15 protein-coding genes and 1 riboswitch are annotated in these 18795 nt (G+C 60.5%); of the genes, 9 read left to right on the forward strand and 6 right to left on the reverse strand.

Annotation, left to right across the window (positions count from 1 at the left end):
- Positions 1 to 40: 40 nt before the first annotated feature.
- Positions 41 to 3733, forward strand: coding sequence for a methionine synthase (gene metH, locus CXK96_RS04680; protein WP_102835325.1), 3693 nt, complete (start codon positions 41 to 43; stop codon positions 3731 to 3733).
- A gap of 73 nt (positions 3734 to 3806) precedes the next feature.
- Complete coding sequence (locus tag CXK96_RS04685) at positions 3807 to 4139, forward strand: DUF5629 family protein (RefSeq protein WP_102835326.1); 333 nt, start codon at positions 3807 to 3809, stop codon at positions 4137 to 4139.
- Positions 4140 to 4214: 75 nt separating this feature from the next.
- On the opposite strand, the gene CXK96_RS04690 is transcribed toward CXK96_RS04685, so the two are convergent.
- The 3 genes from CXK96_RS04690 to CXK96_RS04700 all read right to left on the reverse strand — a co-directional run bounded on the left by CXK96_RS04690 (position 4215) and on the right by CXK96_RS04700 (position 6093).
- Positions 4215 to 5129, reverse strand: coding sequence for a DMT family transporter (locus CXK96_RS04690; protein ID WP_256061598.1), 915 nt, complete (start codon positions 5127 to 5129; stop codon positions 4215 to 4217).
- Positions 5122 to 5637 (reverse strand): MarR family winged helix-turn-helix transcriptional regulator, encoded by a 516-nt coding sequence (locus tag CXK96_RS04695; protein ID WP_102835327.1) that lies wholly within the window; start codon positions 5635 to 5637, stop codon positions 5122 to 5124. The genes CXK96_RS04690 and CXK96_RS04695 overlap by 8 nt, the downstream gene beginning before the upstream one ends.
- Positions 5638 to 5790: 153 nt before the next feature.
- Positions 5791 to 6093, reverse strand: coding sequence for a DUF1883 domain-containing protein (locus CXK96_RS04700; protein WP_019339196.1), 303 nt, complete (start codon positions 6091 to 6093; stop codon positions 5791 to 5793).
- Positions 6094 to 6305: 212 nt separating this feature from the next.
- Here CXK96_RS04700 and CXK96_RS04705 point away from each other — a divergent pair, with 212 nt between their 5' ends.
- From CXK96_RS04705 to CXK96_RS04720, 4 genes are all read left to right on the forward strand, one after another.
- On the forward strand, positions 6306 to 7454 hold the full coding sequence (locus CXK96_RS04705; protein WP_102835328.1) for an MFS transporter: 1149 nt from the start codon (positions 6306 to 6308) through the stop codon (positions 7452 to 7454).
- Positions 7455 to 7541: 87 nt separating this feature from the next.
- Entirely contained in the window at positions 7542 to 8630 is a 1089-nt protein-coding gene (locus CXK96_RS04710; RefSeq protein WP_102835329.1) for an RNA methyltransferase, read from the forward strand.
- Positions 8631 to 8666: 36 nt separating this feature from the next.
- A complete protein-coding gene (locus CXK96_RS04715) occupies positions 8667 to 10010 on the forward strand; it encodes a leucine-rich repeat-containing protein kinase family protein (RefSeq protein WP_102835330.1) in 1344 nt (447 codons plus the stop codon).
- Between the two features lie 47 nt (positions 10011 to 10057).
- Positions 10058 to 10507, forward strand: coding sequence for a 3-phosphoshikimate 1-carboxyvinyltransferase (locus tag CXK96_RS04720; protein ID WP_102835331.1), 450 nt, complete (start codon positions 10058 to 10060; stop codon positions 10505 to 10507).
- Positions 10508 to 10548: 41 nt separating this feature from the next.
- On the opposite strand, the gene CXK96_RS04725 is transcribed toward CXK96_RS04720, so the two are convergent.
- Genes CXK96_RS04725 through CXK96_RS04735 form a run of 3 tightly spaced genes read right to left on the reverse strand, consistent with a single transcriptional unit; the run spans position 10549 to position 15581 of the window.
- Positions 10549 to 10848: a DUF2149 domain-containing protein gene (locus tag CXK96_RS04725; RefSeq protein WP_102835332.1), complete on the reverse strand. Its 300-nt coding sequence runs from the start codon at positions 10846 to 10848 to the stop codon at positions 10549 to 10551.
- Positions 10826 to 11302 (reverse strand): MotA/TolQ/ExbB proton channel family protein, encoded by a 477-nt coding sequence (locus tag CXK96_RS04730; RefSeq protein WP_219807518.1) that lies wholly within the window; start codon positions 11300 to 11302, stop codon positions 10826 to 10828. Before CXK96_RS04730 ends, CXK96_RS04725 begins: the two co-directional genes overlap by 23 nt.
- 1 nt (position 11303) lies before the next feature.
- Complete coding sequence (locus tag CXK96_RS04735; protein WP_102835333.1) at positions 11304 to 15581, reverse strand: cobaltochelatase subunit CobN; 4278 nt, start codon at positions 15579 to 15581, stop codon at positions 11304 to 11306.
- An 89-nt stretch (positions 15582 to 15670) separates the two neighbouring features.
- Positions 15671 to 15801, reverse strand: a riboswitch (cobalamin riboswitch).
- Positions 15802 to 15961: 160 nt separating this feature from the next.
- Here CXK96_RS04735 and CXK96_RS04740 point away from each other — a divergent pair.
- The 3 genes from CXK96_RS04740 (at position 15962) to CXK96_RS04750 (ending at position 18688) form a co-directional block, all read left to right on the forward strand.
- Positions 15962 to 16180 (forward strand): DUF2970 domain-containing protein, encoded by a 219-nt coding sequence (locus CXK96_RS04740; protein ID WP_102835334.1) that lies wholly within the window; start codon positions 15962 to 15964, stop codon positions 16178 to 16180.
- A 365-nt stretch (positions 16181 to 16545) separates the two neighbouring features.
- Positions 16546 to 18204 (forward strand): nitrite/sulfite reductase, encoded by a 1659-nt coding sequence (locus CXK96_RS04745; RefSeq protein WP_102835335.1) that lies wholly within the window; start codon positions 16546 to 16548, stop codon positions 18202 to 18204.
- Positions 18188 to 18688: a DUF934 domain-containing protein gene (locus CXK96_RS04750; protein ID WP_102835336.1), complete on the forward strand. Its 501-nt coding sequence runs from the start codon at positions 18188 to 18190 to the stop codon at positions 18686 to 18688. The genes CXK96_RS04745 and CXK96_RS04750 overlap by 17 nt, the downstream gene beginning before the upstream one ends.
- Positions 18689 to 18795: the final 107 nt, after the last annotated feature.

The following is an 18795-nucleotide window of genomic DNA, read 5'->3' on the forward strand; positions in this document are numbered from 1 at the left end:
TATTATTCGCGGTCCTCGCAACCAGTTTCAGGTAGTTCTCATGCTCGACCGTAATGCCCGTCTCCAGGCACTCCAGCAGGCCCTCAAGGAGCGCATCCTGATTCTCGACGGCGGCATGGGCACGATGATCCAGAGTTACAAACTGGAAGAGTCCGACTACCGCGGCGAGCGCTTCGCCGACTGGCCGCAGGATCTGAAAGGCAACAACGACCTGTTGATCCTCACCCGGCCGGACGCCATCAGCGCGATTGAAAAGGCTTACTTCGACGCGGGCGCCGACATCGTCGAAACCAACACCTTTAATGCCACGCGCGTATCCCAGGCGGATTACGGCATGGAAGAGCTGGTCTACGAGCTGAACGTCGAAGGCGCCCGCCTCGCCCGACAAGCCGCCGACGCCAAGACGGCTGAAACGCCCGATCGTCCGCGCTTCGTTGCCGGCGTGCTCGGCCCAACCAGCCGTACCTGCTCGCTGTCACCGGATGTGAACAATCCCGGCTACCGCAACGTGACTTTCGACGAGCTGGTCGAGAACTACACCGAGGCTACGCGCGGCCTGATCGAAGGCGGGTCCGACCTGATCCTGATCGAGACCATCTTCGACACGCTCAATGCCAAAGCGGCGATCTTCGCCGTGCAACAGGTCTTCGAGGACATCGGCTTCGAGCTGCCGATAATGATCTCCGGGACCATCACCGACGCTTCGGGCCGTACCCTGTCCGGCCAGACCACCGAAGCCTTCTGGAACTCGGTTCGCCACGCCAAGCCCATTTCGGTCGGCCTCAACTGCGCCCTGGGTGCGAAAGAGCTGCGCCCCTATCTGGAAGAACTGTCTAACAAGGCCGAAACCCATGTTTCGGCGCACCCCAACGCGGGCCTGCCGAACGCCTTTGGTGAATACGATGAAAGCCCGGCAGAAATGGCCCGGGTGGTCGAGGAATTCGCCTCCAGCGGCTTTCTCAATATTGTCGGTGGCTGCTGCGGTACGACGCCTGCGCATATCGAGGCGATTGCTAATGCCGTTGCGAAGTACCCGCCGCGCGTCATACCCGATATTCCCAAGGCCTGCCGGCTGTCCGGTCTCGAGCCCTTCACCATCGATCGTAGTTCGCTGTTCGTCAACGTAGGCGAACGCACCAACATTACCGGCTCGGCCAAGTTTGCCCGGCTGATCCGTGAAGAGAATTACACCGAGGCGCTGGAAGTTGCCCTGCAGCAGGTCGAGGCCGGCGCACAGGTGATCGACATCAACATGGACGAGGGCATGCTGGATTCAGAGAAGGCCATGGTGACCTTCCTCAATCTGATCGCCGGCGAGCCAGACATTTCACGCGTGCCGATCATGATCGACTCCTCCAAGTGGGAAGTGATCGAAGCGGGCCTCAAGTGCATCCAGGGCAAAGGCATCGTCAACTCCATCTCCATGAAGGAAGGCGTCGACGCCTTCAAACACCATGCGCGGCTATGCAAGCGCTACGGCGCCGCCGTGGTGGTCATGGCCTTCGACGAAGCCGGTCAGGCCGATACCGCTGCACGCAAGCGCGAGATCTGCCAGCGGTCCTACGACATTCTGGTGGATGAAGTGGGCTTCCCACCGGAAGACATCATTTTCGACCCGAACATCTTTGCCGTCGCTACCGGCATCGAAGAACACAACAACTATGCCGTGGACTTCATCGAAGCCTGCGCCTATATCCGCGACAACCTTCCCTACGCCCTGACCTCGGGCGGCGTATCGAACGTCTCGTTCTCGTTCCGCGGCAATAATCCGGTGCGCGAAGCGATTCACTCGGTGTTCCTCTACTACGCGATCCAGAACGGCCTGACGATGGGCATCGTCAACGCCGGTCAGCTGGAGATCTACGACGAGATCCCGAAAAAACTGCGCGATGCAGTCGAGGACGTGGTGCTCAACCGCACGCCGAACGGCACCGAAGCGCTGCTGGCCATTGCCGACGAGTTCAAGGGCGACGGCAGCGTCAGAGAAGCGGAAACCGAGGAATGGCGTAGTTATACGGTCCAGAAGCGGCTCGAACATGCGCTGGTCAAGGGCATCACCACCCACATCGTTCAGGACACCGAGGAGTTCCGCCAGCAGTGCGCGCGTCCTATCGAGGTCATCGAAGGGCCGCTGATGTCCGGCATGAACGTGGTCGGCGACCTGTTCGGTTCGGGCAAGATGTTTTTGCCGCAGGTGGTCAAGTCCGCGCGTGTGATGAAGCAAGCCGTAGCACACCTGATTCCTTTCATTGAGGCCGAGAAAGGCGACAAGCCGGAAGCCAAGGGCAAGATCCTCATGGCAACCGTCAAAGGCGACGTTCATGACATCGGCAAGAACATCGTCGGCGTGGTGCTTGGCTGTAACGGCTACGACGTGGTGGACATGGGCGTCATGGTCCCGGCTGAAAAGATCCTGCAGACAGCAATAGCCGAAAAATGCGACATCATTGGCCTGTCCGGCCTGATCACACCGTCGCTCGACGAGATGGTCCACGTCGCGCGTGAAATGCAGCGCCAGGATTTTCACCTGCCGCTGATGATCGGCGGAGCGACCACATCCAAAGCACATACAGCGGTGAAGATCGACCCGCATTACAAGAACGATGCAGTGGTCTATGTCACCGACGCCTCGCGCGCCGTAGGGGTGGCGACCACCTTGCTCTCGAAGGAGCTGAAGCCGGCCTTCGTCGAGAAAACCCGTGGAGAATACGCGATGATTCGCGAGCGCACCGCTAATCGCAGCGCCCGCACCGAGCGCCTGACGTACCCTGAAGCGGTTGCGGTCAAACCCCAGTTCGACTGGGCAGCGTACTCGCCGGTCAAACCGACATTCACCGGCCGTAAGGTCCTGGAAGATATCGACCTGCGTACCCTGATCGATTACATCGACTGGACACCGTTCTTCATTTCATGGGATCTCGCCGGTAAGTATCCACGCATCCTCGAGGACGAAGTCGTTGGCGAAGCCGCCACCTCACTGTTCAACGATGCCCAGGCGATGCTCACCAAGCTGGTCGATGAAAAGCTGATCAAGGCGCGCGCCGTGTTCGGCTTCTGGCCGGCCAACCAAGTCGACGAAGACGACATCCAGGTCTATGGCGACGACGGCGAAGCCCTCGCCACACTTCACCACCTGCGCCAGCAAACGGTGAAGACAGACGGCAAGCCGAACTTTTCGCTGGCCGACTTCGTCGCACCGAAAAGCAGCGGAGTGACCGACTACGTGGGTGGCTTCATTACCACGGCCGGTATTGGCGCTGAAGAAGTGGCGAAGGCCTATCAAGACGCCGGCGATGACTACAACTCAATCATGGTCAAGGCGCTTGCCGATCGCCTCGCCGAGGCCTGTGCCGAGTGGTTGCACCAGCAGGTCCGTAAGCAATGGTGGGGCTACGATCCTGAAGAACAGCTGAGCAACGAAGAGCTGATCAAGGAGCAATACAAAGGCATCCGCCCTGCCCCGGGCTACCCAGCCTGTCCCGACCACACTGAAAAAGGCACGCTGTTCCAGCTGCTTGATGCCGACGGCGTCAGTCAGGTCACCCTGACCGAGCATTACGCAATGTTCCCGACAGCTGCAGTCAGTGGTTGGTATTTCGCCCATCCTCAGGCGCAGTACTTCGCAGTAGGCAAGATCGACAAGGACCAGGCCGAGCGCTACAGCTCTCGCAAGGGCCAAGACATCACTGTCACGGAGCGCTGGCTGATGCCGAACCTGGGTTACGACAACTGAGCCAACTCTGGCCGTCCCATATCTCTGGGCGGCCACGCAACCTACCTCAATCAACCCATTCGCGAAGCGTGCAATGTCTACCGAACCCCGCTACCTGCTCGATGAACTGGAATCCGCTGACATGCTTGAAGTCGACGGTCTGCACGCCTGGCAGTTCACCCTTAACGATGACTTGCTCGACCGCGCCGATGCCGCCGCCAACGCAGGCGAGCCTTTCGCCAGTGAGGAAACCGTTGTGCGCATCGAGTCGATCGACGGCCGTGAGCGGCGGCAGTGGTCGTTTAGCTACAACAGCGTAATGGAAGCACTGTACAGCGAAGATGAGCAGTGCTGGAGCCTCGGCAGTGCACCGCAAACCCGCCTTCGCTGCCTGGGTGCGGTGAGTGCAAGCGCTGACGATGACTGAAGGGCACTTGACCTCAACGCTCGCGGCGGCGGCAGCGAGCCGTTCAGTTAGACGGCTGTCTTTGACGCGCCGCCGCTACGCCGCAGCAGCCTTACCGCGCCGGAGCAGTAATCCGATAGCGATGATCACCAACAAACTGCCCGGTAGCCAGTGCCAGCCGATTCGTTGTGGTTGGGCGATGAACAGCAGCAGCATCGATACGAACGGAACCAGGTAGCTATACGCGGTCACCGCCCCCGGGGTCAGCGCCGCCGTGGCCCGCTGCTGCAGGAAGAAAGTCATACCGCTGGAAAATACACCCAGATAGACCACCAGCGCGACATCACGCCAGTCCATCCGGGTTAGAGCCGTCGGCTGCTCCCAGACGAGCCCGAGCGCGCCAATCAGCATGGCCCCCATCAGTAGGCTCCAGAACGTGCGCAAGCCAGCCTGAGGTGCCAGTACTCCGCGCTGCAGCCCCCACTTGCTCAGCACCGGGTACATCGCCGAGGCAATGCAGCCGAAAAAGAATGCCAGCTCACCAAAGCCGAACTTCAACTGGGCTATGTCTCCGTTGCTTTCGGCCACAGCCAGCCCCAGCGCGCCCACCGCACCCAGCGCCAGAATCGCCAGCAGCCGGCCTGCAGGTTGTTCGACACCCAAGCCGCGACCGATGCAATAGGCCAGCAGCGGCACACTGACGAACAGCGTAGCCATCGACAGAGCGCTGATACGGTGTGCGGCCCAGAACATGGTGCCGAAGAAACCAGCCAGGCTCAGGCCCATCAACGCATACAGAAGCAGCCCCGGCAGGCTTGGCCAGCGTTCATTCTGGCGCAATAACAGGGGTAGCAATGCCAAGGCGGCAATGCTGAAACGGATAGCGGTCAGTAGCAACGGCGGCAGGCCTTCGCTCATCAGCCCCACTGCGGGGAAAGACAGGCCAACGAACAACGCCCAGAGCAGCATGCCGAGGTGCGCACCTGTAGTGCCACGTTTTGCCTCAGTCATCGCCCTGCTCCTCCAAGGACCGCAATAGGATGCGAAGGCCGCTCGCCAAGGCCTGTCTCTGCTCCTGATCCAGCGGCGCCTGTAGACCGTCCAGCGTCGCCAGATATTCATCGAGACAGGCGAGCAATACGGTCTGCCCTTCATCAGTGAGGCGTATCAACAGGCTGCGCCGATCGTCCGGATTGGGCACGCGGTGGATCAGCCCGGCGGCCTCGAGGCGGTCGAGCCGATTGGTCATGGCACCCGAACTGAGCACGGCGGCGTGCCGCAAGGCGTTCGGCGTAAGCCCTTGCGGTTGGCCGCTGCGATAGAGCGTCGCGAGCAGATCAAATTCGCCGTCATGCAGACCGTGCTTGCGAAAAACGTCGGCGATGCGTCGGTTGAGGTATTTGGACAGCCGATACACACGCGTAAAGATCGCCATCGGCGATGCGTCACCTTCAGGGCGCACGCTTTGCCACTGAGCGAGCACGCCATCGACGTGATCACCGCCTTTGGGTTTGCGCATAATTGTCTCCACGAAAAGAATCTTCACGTGAAGCTAATTAAACGAAGCACCAAAGGCAAGCGATTACGTCGCAGGGGGTGCGTTAATCGACAAGTGACATTTGAACAACCAGAAACCTCGCGGCAGCAGAGGCTGCGCACCGGATAGAAAGGGTTACTTCAGCTCGGACGGCGAATTGCGGACGATCTTGATCGAGTGGGTGAGCGTCGGCTTGCGGGTGACACTGATGGCCTTGCGCGTCACCGTGTCGATGGTGATGTTCCAGAAGCCGGTGTTGGGCACCTTGATCTTCGCTGGAAACTTGTCGAAAGCGCCGCCGTGATATGCATGACGGCCGCCATTCTTGAAGCTGCGGAAATTCTTGTCGTTCATCAGGCGGATGTTGCAAGGTTGCGAGCATTCGATGATCACGAAGTCGTCTTCGTTGAGGTGTTCGCGCTGGTGAATGAACTTCATGTACCGCTCCGGGGCCGCATGTTGGCAAACGCGAAGATTACCATGAGTGTCTTGCTGGCTGGATGGTTTGAGCCGACTGCATCCGACGAGATCCGGCTTCGCTGGCACCTATCTCTCTGCTCTCGCTGCATTTCTTTGACAGAATGCGCGCCGCGATCTCCAGCCAATGTATGAGTGAGCGTCGCCCCCGTTTAGAGCAAGGAACCCTGAGCATGCCTGCGGCCTCCAAGCCCCTCGATGCCGCCTCCCCCATCGCGCGCCGTGCGACACGTGTCGGCTTTTTCATGGCCGGGTTCGGTCTGTCCATCTGGGCACCGCTGGTGCCGTACGTGCGCGAGCGCATCGAAATGAGCGACGCGCTGTTCGGCACCCTGCTGCTGTGCATCGGTATCGGCTCGCTGACCTGGATGCCTCTGTCCGGGCTGCTGGTGACACGACGCGGAATCCGTCCCGTTGTGCTCAGCAGCGTCGTCTTGCTGCTGCTTGCCCTGATTGGCATTGCTTTCACCCAATCGATTGCAGTGTTGGCTGTGGCGCTATTCTGTTTCGGCGGTAGCCTTGGCGTGATCGATGTCGTGTTGAACATTCAGGGGGTGGTGATCGAGCGCGACACTGGCAGGCGTCACATGTCGAACTTCCACGGCATGTTCAGTCTGGGCTCGATCAGCGGCGCGCTGTCGCTTACCGGCGCACTGACACTGGGCCTCGCCCCAGCTACCGGCACCCTGCTGATGATCGCGGTCATCGCGCTGGCCAACATCACAGTGATGCCCGGCTATTTGCGGGACAAGGCACCAGCTGGCGGCGTCGCCTTCATCCGACCGACAGGTGCGGTGCTGCTGGTGGGCGCCATGACCTTCGTCGTGTATCTGGCAGAAGGCGCAGTGCTGGACTGGAGTGCTCTCTATCTGACCGAGCAAAAGGCGCTGGAAACCGCCAAAGGCGGCCTGGGCTACGCCAGTTTCGCGCTCATGGTGACAATAGGACGCTTCGCCGGGGCGCCGGTGGTGAACAGCCTGGGCACCGCCAGGGTGATTGGTTTGGGTGGGCTGCTGGCTGCCTTCGGCATTGCCCTGACCGTTCTCACCGACCATTGGGGGTGGGCCCTGCTCGGTTATGGGCTCTGCGGGCTTGGCTGCGCCAACGTCTCTCCTGTTTTGATCTCCTCGCTGAGCCGTCAGCACACCATGCCCGTCCATCAAGCCATCACAGCAGCGACCACCATCGGTTTTGCAGGGGTTCTCGCAGGCCCGGCGCTGATTGGCGTGATTGCTCACTACGCATCGCTGACGCTGGCGTTCGCCCTGCTTGCAGCGCTGTTGATCGTCATGGCGCTGGGGAGCCCTCGGTTCCGGGACTGACCGCCTGGCGGAGCGCCATAGACCATCCTCAATGTCGCGCAACGGGCTACAGACCGGTTGACGCCGTTTGGCTAGAATGCGCGCCCTATGCGCATCCAAGATATTCACCAACAGCTCGCCTCCATTGGCGCCAAGCCCGTTCACATCGGTCGGGTCACCCGCGCCTGGCTGAATGGCCGGCCGCTGGATACCGGCACGCGTCATCAGAAAACCGAAGACTTCCTTCCCCTCTCCGTACGTAACGGCTTGCCGTGCGTGAACGAGACAATTGATGGCCTCGCCCGTCTGCGCTCCGAGCATCCAGCCACCGATGGTTCCGCGCGGCTGCTGGTAATGCTGGCGGACGGTCAGATGGTTGAAAGCGTGCTATTGCCCCGCGACGGCCTGTGCGTCTCGAGCCAAGTCGGTTGCGCGGTGGGCTGCGTGTTCTGCATGACGGGCAAGAGCGGCCTGCTCCGCCAACTGGGCAGCGCCGAGATTGTTGCGCAGGTCGCCCTCGCGCGCCGCTTCCGTCCGGTCAAAAAAGTCGTGTTCATGGGCATGGGCGAGCCTGCACATAATCTGGACAACGTACTTGAGGCCATCGAGCTGCTCGGCACCGAAGGCGGCATCGGCCACAAGAACCTCGTTTTTTCCACCGTCGGCGATCCGCGAGTGTTCGAGCGGCTGCCTCAGCAGAAGGTGAAGCCGGCGCTGGCCTTATCGCTGCACAGTACCGATGCGAGCCTGCGCCGAGAGCTGCTACCGAGAGCGCCCTATTTCGACCCCGCCGAGCTTGTCGAGCTCGGCGAAGCCTACGCCCGGCTGGTCGACTACCCAATCCAGTATCAGTGGACGCTGCTCAAAGGTATCAACGACAGCCAGCAGGAGATGGACGGGATCATTCGGCTGCTTCGCGGCAAGTTCGCGATCATGAACGTCATTCCCTACAACAGCCTCGATGACGACGAGTTTCAGCGACCTGAGGCGGATCGCATTCACCAGATCATGCGCTACCTGCATGAGAACGGCGTACTGACAAAGGTGCGCAACTCGGCAGGACAGGACATCGATGGCGGCTGCGGCCAACTGCGCGCGCGTGCAGAACGCCTTGTGCGCACACGCACCCGACCGGCCGAAACGCCCGTGCCAGACGCAATTGAACCGGCAACACAGGGCATTGTCCTAGCGCATTGACCCCATTCCCGGTTCCGTCCGGATGCGAGAGCTCCCATGCATACGCTGGCACAACTTGAACGCGGCGAACTCGCCGGGACATCCCGTCTGGACCTGTCCGAACAGCTTGAGACGTTCCCCCGAGCGATTTTTGACCTGGCCGACAGTCTGGAAGTGCTCAACCTTTCCGGGAACCAGCTCAGCAGCCTGCCTGATGACCTGTCGCGTTTGCACAAGCTGCGCGTCCTGTTCTGCTCGGACAACCCATTCACCGAGCTGCCCGCCTCGATCGGCCGCTGTCCCAATCTGGAGATGGTCGGGTTCAAGGCCTGTCGGATTCGCCACGTGCCCGCCGAAGCGCTGCCTTCCAAGCTGCGCTGGTTGATTCTCACCGACAACCAGCTCGAAAAGGTGCCTGACGAGATTGGCCACTGCAGCCGTCTGCAAAAGCTGATGCTCGCGGGCAATCGGCTGGCTGCCTTACCCGAAACGCTTGCCAGCTGCCGCCAGCTGGAATTATTGCGCGTCGCAGCCAATCGCTTGCCAGCATTGCCGCAGTGGCTGTTGTCCATGCCGCGCCTGAGCTGGCTGGCGTTCGCCGGAAACCCGTTCAGCGATGCGCTGGAGGCGCAGACCTTGGCACAGCACCCGCTGCCACCGGTCGACCGCGAGCAGGTCATCCTCAGAGAAGTGCTTGGCCAGGGCGCGTCCGGCGTCGTTCATCGTGCTGATTGGCAGGCGCTTGGCCAACCTGCGCAAGCCATGGCGGCCAAGCTGTTCAAAGGCAGCCTCACAAGCGACGGGCTACCCCACAGCGAAATGGCAGCCTGCATCGCCGCAGGCAAACACCCCAACCTGATAGACATTGCCGGGCCACTGGCCGAGCGCGCCGATGCGCTACCGGGTTTGTTGATGGCACTCATCGACCCGTCATATCAGGTGCTCGCCGGTCCACCGTCATTGGCAAGCTGCACCCGGGACTGCTACGCACCGGCGCGACGGTTTTCTGCAGACCAACTGCTGCGGATCGCGACAGGTGCCGCTTCGGCGGCCAGTCATCTGCACGCGCTAGGCATCCTGCACGGCGACCTCTACGCGCACAATTTGCTGGTCGATTCGCGTGGCCAAACGCTGCTCAGCGATTTCGGTGCAGCCTCGTTCTTCGATCCAGACACCCCTGAGGGCCAGGCGCTGCAGCGCCTCGAAACCCGTGCGTTCGGCTGTTTGCTCGAGGAATTGCTGGAGCGCTGCAATGAAAGCGGCGTGCCAGAGCGGCTTTCTCACCTTGCCACCCTGCAGCGTCAATGCATGCAGGAAGACCCCAGCCAACGCCCCGACTTCAACCAGTTGGTCGAGCAATTGGAGCATATGATGTCGCTACGGAGCGTTTCGGCCGGGTAGTTGCATGAGTCATCGCTCCTCTCGCTTTTCGACGGCAACCTGACGCTATGCTCGCTCCAGAATCAAAACCCGATAACGCCTCTGAACGCTACGCCAGCTCCTTCGATAACGTCACGCTGGATCATGACCCCTTCGTGGTCGGACTCAAGGAACGGCTCCCTGCCGAACTGCGAGAAAGCTTTACCCCGCAGCAACTGGACGCGTTACGCAATGCTTTTGCGACCCGCTCGTGGGCCAGGCACAAGTTCGATTGGCGCGGAACCTTCAATCTGTGGAGCAACCAGTATTATTTCGTACTGGTTGGCGGGCGAAACAAGCGCAGCCTGAGCCGTGCTCAGCGGAGTCTGTCACTGGCGGCCAAGGCCGGCGCGATCACCACGTTTCTGTTCTTTTCAGCGCTGGTAGGCCTGGTCGCTCTGTACTTGGTGAAGTCGGCACTCGGTATCAACCTGCTGCCAAATTACTCGCTGGGACTGTGGGACTGGTTCAAGGGCTGAGGGCGGCACGTGGCCCCAGAATGATGCGGCTACAGCACGCCTCAATCGCCGATCAGGATCAGCTTGCCGGTAGCCGGATCACGGAATACCTGGCCGACGCTTTGCAGCCCTTTTCCGCCGTCACCCTCAAGGCTGTCCGGCAGTTTGGGCAGCTCCCGTCCGCGCTCGACGGCAACCGGCTGCTTCGATGCATTCAGTTGTTGGAGCAAATCCGTCTGGGCGACAAGCGCCGCAATCAGTCCGCAGGCAAACACCAGCACGACATCGACCATGTTGGCTAGCGGGCCCAGCGGATCGTCGTCGCCAGCCGCGAACCGACTAGAGCGCCACCGCCGACTCATCTTCGCGCTCCTTGACTGTTTGGGCTTCCAACTCGTCCAGCAGCTCGTCGTACCAGCGCCTGCGTAAGCGTCCCAGTGCGAAGCCCAGCACGCCGATCAGCAAACCCAGCACCGTCGTGTCGAAGGCTACACGCATAGCCACGCTGAGAATCTGGACATTGCCATCGCCCAGGGCTGCCAAGCCAGGGCCTAGCGGGATCAGCGTTCCCATCAGTCCCAGCATGGGACCTACCCGCGCCACCAGATCGGCTCGATCAAGCCTTCGGCGCGCGCGCCGCTCGATCTCTGCTGCCGGCAGCTGACCCCAACGGCGCAGCCCGCCAAATCGTTCGCCCATGGCGACTCCGGCATCGCAAATAGCCAGCGCCAACAGCCCGAACAGCCCCCAGGTAACCGGTTGCAAAAGCCAGCCCACCAGCAGGTGCAGCCAGCTGAACAATTGATTGTCGAACACGTTATGCAGCTCCTCTCGACCGTGGCCCACGTCCACGCCAAATCCCCAGCCCCAACAACAGCAGAGCGATCAACCCTGCCAGCCAGAGATATTGGCTGGCGCTTCGATCACCTTGTGTTTCAGCCTGACCTGGCTCCGCCTGCGGCGTCTCGGCCTCCGGCTGTATCTCACGAATGCTGCTTGGCGTATTTGGTTGCGGCGCTTTGCGCAGCGCAGAATCCAGCCGCGCCTGCAAAGGTTCACGCAGTGTTTCCGGGAGCTTGGGCATCAGCCATTCGAACATCGGATGGTCCGGCCGGGTATGTCCGCTTCCTGGCAAACCATGCTCAGCGACCAAGACGGCGAACTGTTTGGCCAGCGCTTGCTGGGTCGCCTCGTCGGCCTTCCAGAAGCCCTTCTGAATCGCTACCAGCATAATCGCGAGCATGTTGCTTTTGACGTGTACGTTGGCGCCCTGCTCGAGAAATTCATCGATACCCAGCGCGTGCTTGTCATCGAGATAAACCGACTTGACTTCCCCCCAGGCACTGTCGGTGATGATGTCGGGATTGGTGACCTGCCAGCCCCACAGATATTCCAGAAACTCACTGCCCATGGTCCGTGCGCCAGCGTAGTCATGTTGCATCAACGCTTTGATCCAGGCGGGATTCAGGAATCTTCCGCGCATTTCGGCCAGCAGTGCCTCCTGCAACGGCTCGAGGCGCACCTTGCGCGGATCGTTGTGCCAGCTGACGAAATTCTCTGGCGCTTTTCCACTCAGGTGCTCGACGGCCATGCTCAGCCCGCCGAGGTAATCAAACGCATCATTGTTGTCCATCAGTCCATACAGGTTGCTGGACCGCCCGAGGTAGGTGCGGGTGACGTGTTTAAGGCTTTCCTCGAACACTGCCTGAACGGGCTCGCCCTGATGCTTCAAACCATAAGCATGGCCCATGCGATTGACGTAACTACGCGCAAGCTGACCGCGTTCCTGCCAGCTGCCGGAGCGCTCGACAAGCGTATTGACACCGGCGCCATAAGCGCCTGGTGCAACACCGAACAGCCGCAGCGCAGCAAGGCTGCCTGCCTGTTCGGCGTCCGCACCCGCGTCGAGCCGCCGAGCGGCATCCCTGACCCAATTGGCCGCCACCAGGTTTAGCTGCAGGCTTTCGTTGCCGGCGTTGGCGAGTGGCCCGAGGGGCTGCAGAGCCGCATCCAGTGCGGTGCGCAAAGCGGGATAGTCGCGCCGGATAGTTTCGCTGGCGCCGTCCAGCGCAAGCAGTACACCGCGTTCAAGCAGCGCAAGCTGATCGGCATAGAGGTCGCGGAACAGACCGGAAGTGGTAAACATCAGGTCGCGCCGCTCGCGTCCGGCCGCTGCCGGCATCCTCTTGATGCCTTCGACGATGCCCCGGCTGTTCCAGACAGGTTCTACTCCGAGCAACGCCAAACCGAAGGCAATCATGGCGCCTTCGTCCCGCACGGTGTCGGACGCCCATAAAATGACTGCTTCGCGTCCACCCTGCTCCGTCGGGCGTTCGCGCGCGCGCTCGGCCAACTCGTGGCCGATGTTCCAACCAATGCGACTCGGGATCAGGCTGCTGTCGAGCGCGTGAAAATTTCGTCCAGTCGGCAGCGCTTCCGGCGTACGGATCGGGTCATTGCCCTTTCCTGGCGCGACGAATCCGCCATTGAGGGCGTCAATCAGCGCCTGCATTTCTGCAGCCGGCGAATCAACCAGTGCCTGTCGGTAACGCGCCTGATCAGTGTTCATGGATGCAAACAAAGTATCCACGGCTTCCGGCGCCCAGGGCTTGCCGAACACATGCAAACCGAGCGGCATGAAGCGCTCCTGGATATTCGTCAGGTAATGCCCGACCTCATGCACCAGCAGGTCATCGTCCACCTGTTCGAAATCGATTCCGCGGGCGGCCAGCGGCTCGGCCATGGACGCGCGCAGTTCTGGCTCCAGACCGGAACGGGTGACCAGTCGCTTGATTTCGGCAATGGTGGCTCGCCGCGCCGGGCCTTCGCTGCTGCCAGTACCCGTCTCGAAGCTCTCGATCAACTGGCGCAGCTTGAGCAGATCGTCATACAGCGGGGTAGCCACCAGCGGCGGCGTCAGGTGATCGATCATGACGGCAAGGCCGCGGCGTTTGGCCTGAATTCCTTCGCCAACGCCGTCGACAATGTAGGGATAGATGCTCGGCAGGTCGCCGACGATCTGCGTCGGATAGTCCTCAGCGCTGAGTCCTGCTCGACGTCGTGGCAAGAACTCGTAGGTGGAATGGCGACCGAGGTGGATCAGCGCATCGGCTCTGAACTCGTCATGTAGCCAGTGATACAGGGCCAGGTACTGATGGGGTGGAGGAAATACCAGGTTGGCGTGCAGCAGTTCCTCATCGACCTCCCAGCCCCTGGGTGGCTGCGGCCCGATGAAAATATTGCCAAACCGTACCCCCGGCAGGACCATCTGGCCGTCATGCACCATGACCTGACCCGGCGCCTCACCCCAGCCACGCAGCCCCTCGATACCGGTATCCGCCAGCGCCTGGATCAGGTTTTCGGCCTGCTCCCAATCAGCCAGGCCCGGCTGACTAAGTGCCTGCTCATAGAACGTTTCGAGTTGCGCCAGTAGATCCAGCGCGCGCTCGCGGGCCGGATGCACAACACCGTCGAGCACATGGTGCAACTCGCTGGAACCTGTTTTCAGCGTCAACCGGGCGCTGTCGAGATGTGAGGCGTGCAGCGCACGACGCATTTGTGCGTTCCAGTATCCCAACGGGCCCTGCACCATCTCGGCCTGCATTGCCGAAGGCAGCGAACGGAACCAACGACGGTAGCTATGAGTGTTGACGGTAACGGCTTTCTTCGCCATCGCAGCCAGCGCGTCGCCCTGTTCAGGCAGATTGACGCCCTGCTCCTGCAGCTGTTCCAGCAAGTGCTCCGGCGAGTCCGGCAAGGTGCCGGTGTTGTAGCCTTCGGCTTTCAAGCGTTGAAGAATGGCGAACAGCGATTGCGGTACATCCAGGTTGTCTGCCCCGATGTTGTGCCGCCCTGGTGGATGGTTGTAGTAGATGAGAGCCAGCCGCTTGTCCGCATTGGGCTTGGTTTGCAATTGATGCCAACGGGCCAGGCGCGCCGCCATGGCCTCGACACGAGATGGCATCGGCTGGCTGAAGCCAAAGCGAATCCCTGAGTTCGGGTCGATCTGCGACGACTCCCACGCCGCCAGCACCATCGGCTGACTGGTGCCCTGCAATTCCGGCATTGCAAGCTGGTAATGCACCTTGTCGCGAGCGAGCCCATCACTGGACAGCTGCCACGCGTTCTCATCTCGGTCATCCAGACGCAGCGCCTTCAGCACGGGCACATTGAGTTGACTCAGCAGCTCCGTGGCGTCTTCACGACCCTCGCCGCCACCAAGCACAAAATCTTGCAGCACGACGACCGCTGCCAGTGGTGGATGTTCTGCGCTGTTGAGCCAGCGCAGCGCCTGTAGTGTGCCGTAGCCCCAGCTGCCAAAGAGACTGACGCACGCGATATCGCGTTGTTGCAGCGTCTGACACAGCGCATCGTTGAGGTCGGAATCTCCGCGTCGGTCAGCTCGCCCATGGTCGATCACCGCGACCAATCGCTCACCGCGCCAAGCCAGCTCCGACGACTCCTTTATCGTCCCATCTTGATAGAACCGCAACGCCGGCCTCGCCTTTGCAGGCTCGGCGTTGCCGCGTGAAGTGCCACGAGCCGTCAACCAGGCCAGCAAACGCGCAATATTGTCGCTGCCACCAGCCAGCCAATAGCTGCGCGCTTCTATCCATTGCGCCTGGATCGGATTGGCCGCCGCCAGTGAGTGCACCCAGTCACCCAGGTCGCCGCCGGGTTTCTCAGCACCGAAGCGCACAGCCTGGTCTCGGTTGGCAAAGAGCATGAGTCCATCGCTACGGCTTAGCGCCACTAGCGCCTGGTCACTGTGCATGATGAAGCGCTCGCCAGCGCTGTGTTGGTCGATCAGCGGGCGCAACCGCTCCGCTTCTGGCCCGAATACGCCAACCACGAGCAAACGCGTTCCGCTGGCAAGCCATTGGCCGACCTCGGCATCGTCCAGCTCAGCCAGCTGTTCGGGGGTGCGCGCGCTGACGGCACGGTCGGGGTATCGTTGCTTGAAGATGGCCGCGGCTGAAGCGAACTCGGCAGCGCTGTACTGCGAAATGATCGCATTGACCTGATTGGCACTGGCCGGCACCGTTGGAGCCAGCAGCAGAAGCGCCAGAAACACGCAGCGAAACGCGAAAGACATGCCCACTCCATCCGGGTGCAGTGGGCAACAGAACTGCCGCTGACCAGACAGGCAGACGGCATACTCTGAGGACGTCGCCCACCGCGACTGTTCCTGGGAAGTACGGGCTGGTATCGGGCTCAGTCGAATCGACTCTACCGTTGCGGGGGCAGCATCAGCTTGCACTGATTTCCCATTTAACCCGGACCAAGATCCGGGCACCACGCACTTCATGTATTCAACCGCTAGGCGGCCAAGCCGCGAACCTTACGCGCCGGCCTGGGCAAGATCAAGCAACGACAGACCTGACGATGCATTGGCTCAGTTGGTTATCGGATCGATAGCTGCAGAAGCTGGATTGCTGACTAGACTTCAGAACAGCGAGCCTTGCGGAGACAGTTATGAGTGAAGACCGGCAACCCAAATCGCTCACGCTGCGGCAGATGCTTCAAAGCATGCTGGCCGGCGCTTTGGGCGTGCAAAGCGGGAAAAATCGAGAACGGGACTTCAGCCACGGTAAACCCAGCCACTTCATTCTTCTGGGCATCGGATTCACCGTAGCGTTCGTTCTGGTGATACTCGGCGTCGTCAAGCTGGTGCTCTATCTGGTCGGCGTTTGATCGGTTACCAGGAGCCGCCTGGTCTACTGGTGGCTTACCCAGAACACTGCGGTCGCTACTGCGAGCAGGATCAGAAAGAAGATCGCGGCGGCATCTGCGCGGCTGTCATTATCATGGCGATTAAAATGCTCTGACACAGCGGTATACCTTGTCGTTGAGGATCGCATTGATTGCAGTTAAGACCATGCATACGGAGCGCTCAAGGCCAGTGATTGAAATGCCTGAAAAGCAGCGTTTCGTTCTAAACATATTCCCAAACATCACTTTTGCGCATAAACGCTAGCTGGTATCGTGCCGGCCTCCCATCAACGGGTGCGCGGCCGTGCGCGCAGAAGCTGTAGACAGCCTGAAAAAACAGGACATTTATGTACGTATACGACCAGTATGACCAACACATCATCGAGGATCGCGTGCGTCAGTTCCGTGACCAGATTCGCCGCTATCTCGCCGGTGAACTGACTGACGCAGAACTGTTGCCTCTTCGCCTGCAAAACGGTCTGTACATCCAGCGCTATGCGCCGATGCTGCGTATTGCTGTGCCCTATGGGCTGTTGTCGTCTACTCAGATCCGCAAGCTGGCCGACATCACTCGCAAGTACGACAAGGGTTATGCCCATATCAGCACCCGGACCAACGTTCAGCTCAACTGGCCGGAACTGGAAGACGTACCCGATATTCTTGGCGAACTCGCAACTGTCCAGATGCATGCCATCCAGACCAGCGGCAACTGCATTCGTAACACCACCACCGACCAGTTCGCCGGCGTTGCCAAGGACGAGCTCATCGACCCACGTCCCTGGTGCGAAATCATTCGTCAGTGGTCGACCTTCCACCCGGAATTCGCATTCCTGCCGCGCAAGTTCAAGATCGCCGTTAACGGCGCCGTGAGCGACCGTGCCGCAATCGAAGTGCATGACATTGGTCTCGAAGCGATAAACAACGATGCCGGCGAGCTGGGCTTCCGCGTGTCGGTCGGTGGCGGCCTTGGCCGAACGCCGATCGTAGGCAGCTTCATCAATGAATTTTTGCCATGGCAGCACCTGCTGACCTATCTCGATGCGATCCTGCGCGTATACAACCGCTATGGCCGTCGTGACAACAAGTTCAAGGCGCGGATCAAGATCCTGGTCAAAGCGCTTACCCCGGAAGTGTTCGCCGAGCGTGTCGAGGCTGAATGGTCTTATCTGAAAGACGGCGCAAATACACTGACCGAGGCCGAAGTCGACCGGGTCAGCAAATTCTTCGTCGATCCCGCTTACAAGCCTCTGGACGACCAGAGCGCTGCACTCGCGCAGCTTGATGCGGAGCATCCCGGCTTCGCTCGCTGGCGGGAGCGGAATGTCGTCGCTCATAAAAAGCCCGGCTATGCAGCCGTAACGCTGTCCCTGAAAAGCACCGGCGTAGCCCCGGGTGATGTGACAGACAAGCAGCTCGACACCATTGCCGATCTGGCGGACCGATACAGCTTTGGCGAAGTACGCAACTCTCACGAGCAGAACATGATCCTGGCCGATGTCGAGCAGGCACGCCTGTTCGAACTCTGGCATGAGCTGCGGGAACTGGGTGTCGCCACGCCGAACATCGGCTTGCTGACCGACATCATCTGCTGCCCGGGCGGCGATTTCTGCTCCCTGGCCAATGCCAAATCGATCCCGATTGCCGAAGCTATCCAGCGCCGCTTCGATGACATGGATTACCTGTTCGATATCGGTGATGTCGACCTGAACATTTCGGGCTGCATGAACGCCTGTGGGCACCACCATGTAGGCCACATCGGCATCCTTGGCGTGGACAAGAAAGGCGCCGAGTTCTATCAGGTTTCGCTCGGTGGAAGTTCCGGGCGCAACGCGAGTCTCGGCCAGATACTCGGCCCTTCATTTGCTCAGGATGTCATGCCCGATGTGATCGAAAAGGTCATCGGCGTCTACGTGGAGTACCGTACTGAAGATGAACAGTTTCTCGATACTTTCCGCCGAATCGGTATCGACCCCTTCAAGGAGCGTGTCTATGCAGCGAATCATTAAGGACGGTCAGGTCATCGACGAGACCTGGCACCTGCTGCCTAAAGATGTGACCCTTGACGGCCTTTCCAACTGCGACGACCTGATAGTGCCGTTCCAGCTATGGCTCGATCACGCTCACGCCCTGAAGGCTCGTGATGGCGGTCTTGGCATCTGGCTGGACTCCGACGAGGCCGTGGAAGAGATCGCCGAAGAACTGGAAAACTTTCAGGTCATCGCGCTCAACTTCCCTGCATTCACCGACGGCCGCCATTACTCCAGTGCGCGCCTGCTACGTGATCGCTACGGCTACAAAGGGGAAATACGTGCCATTGGGGATGTGCTGCGTGACCAGCTGTTCTACATGCGCCGTTGTGGTTTCGACGCCTTCGCGGTGCGCCCGGATCGCGACCCCTACGATGCGCTGGAAGGGCTGAACGATTTCTCCGTTACCTACCAGTCTGCCGCAGACGAACCCCTTCCGTTGTTTCGTCGCAGACAAGGCTGAGGCCAACGCTGCGCTATAAAAAAACCCGCCTCTCGGCGGGTTTTTTATTACTGGTACATCCAGAAGTTCGGATGCTCTATCCGCTCCGCGGCAACGATCGGATGCTT

Source organism: Stutzerimonas stutzeri, assembly GCF_002890895.1.
Classification (GTDB): domain Bacteria; phylum Pseudomonadota; class Gammaproteobacteria; order Pseudomonadales; family Pseudomonadaceae; genus Stutzerimonas; species Stutzerimonas stutzeri_AB.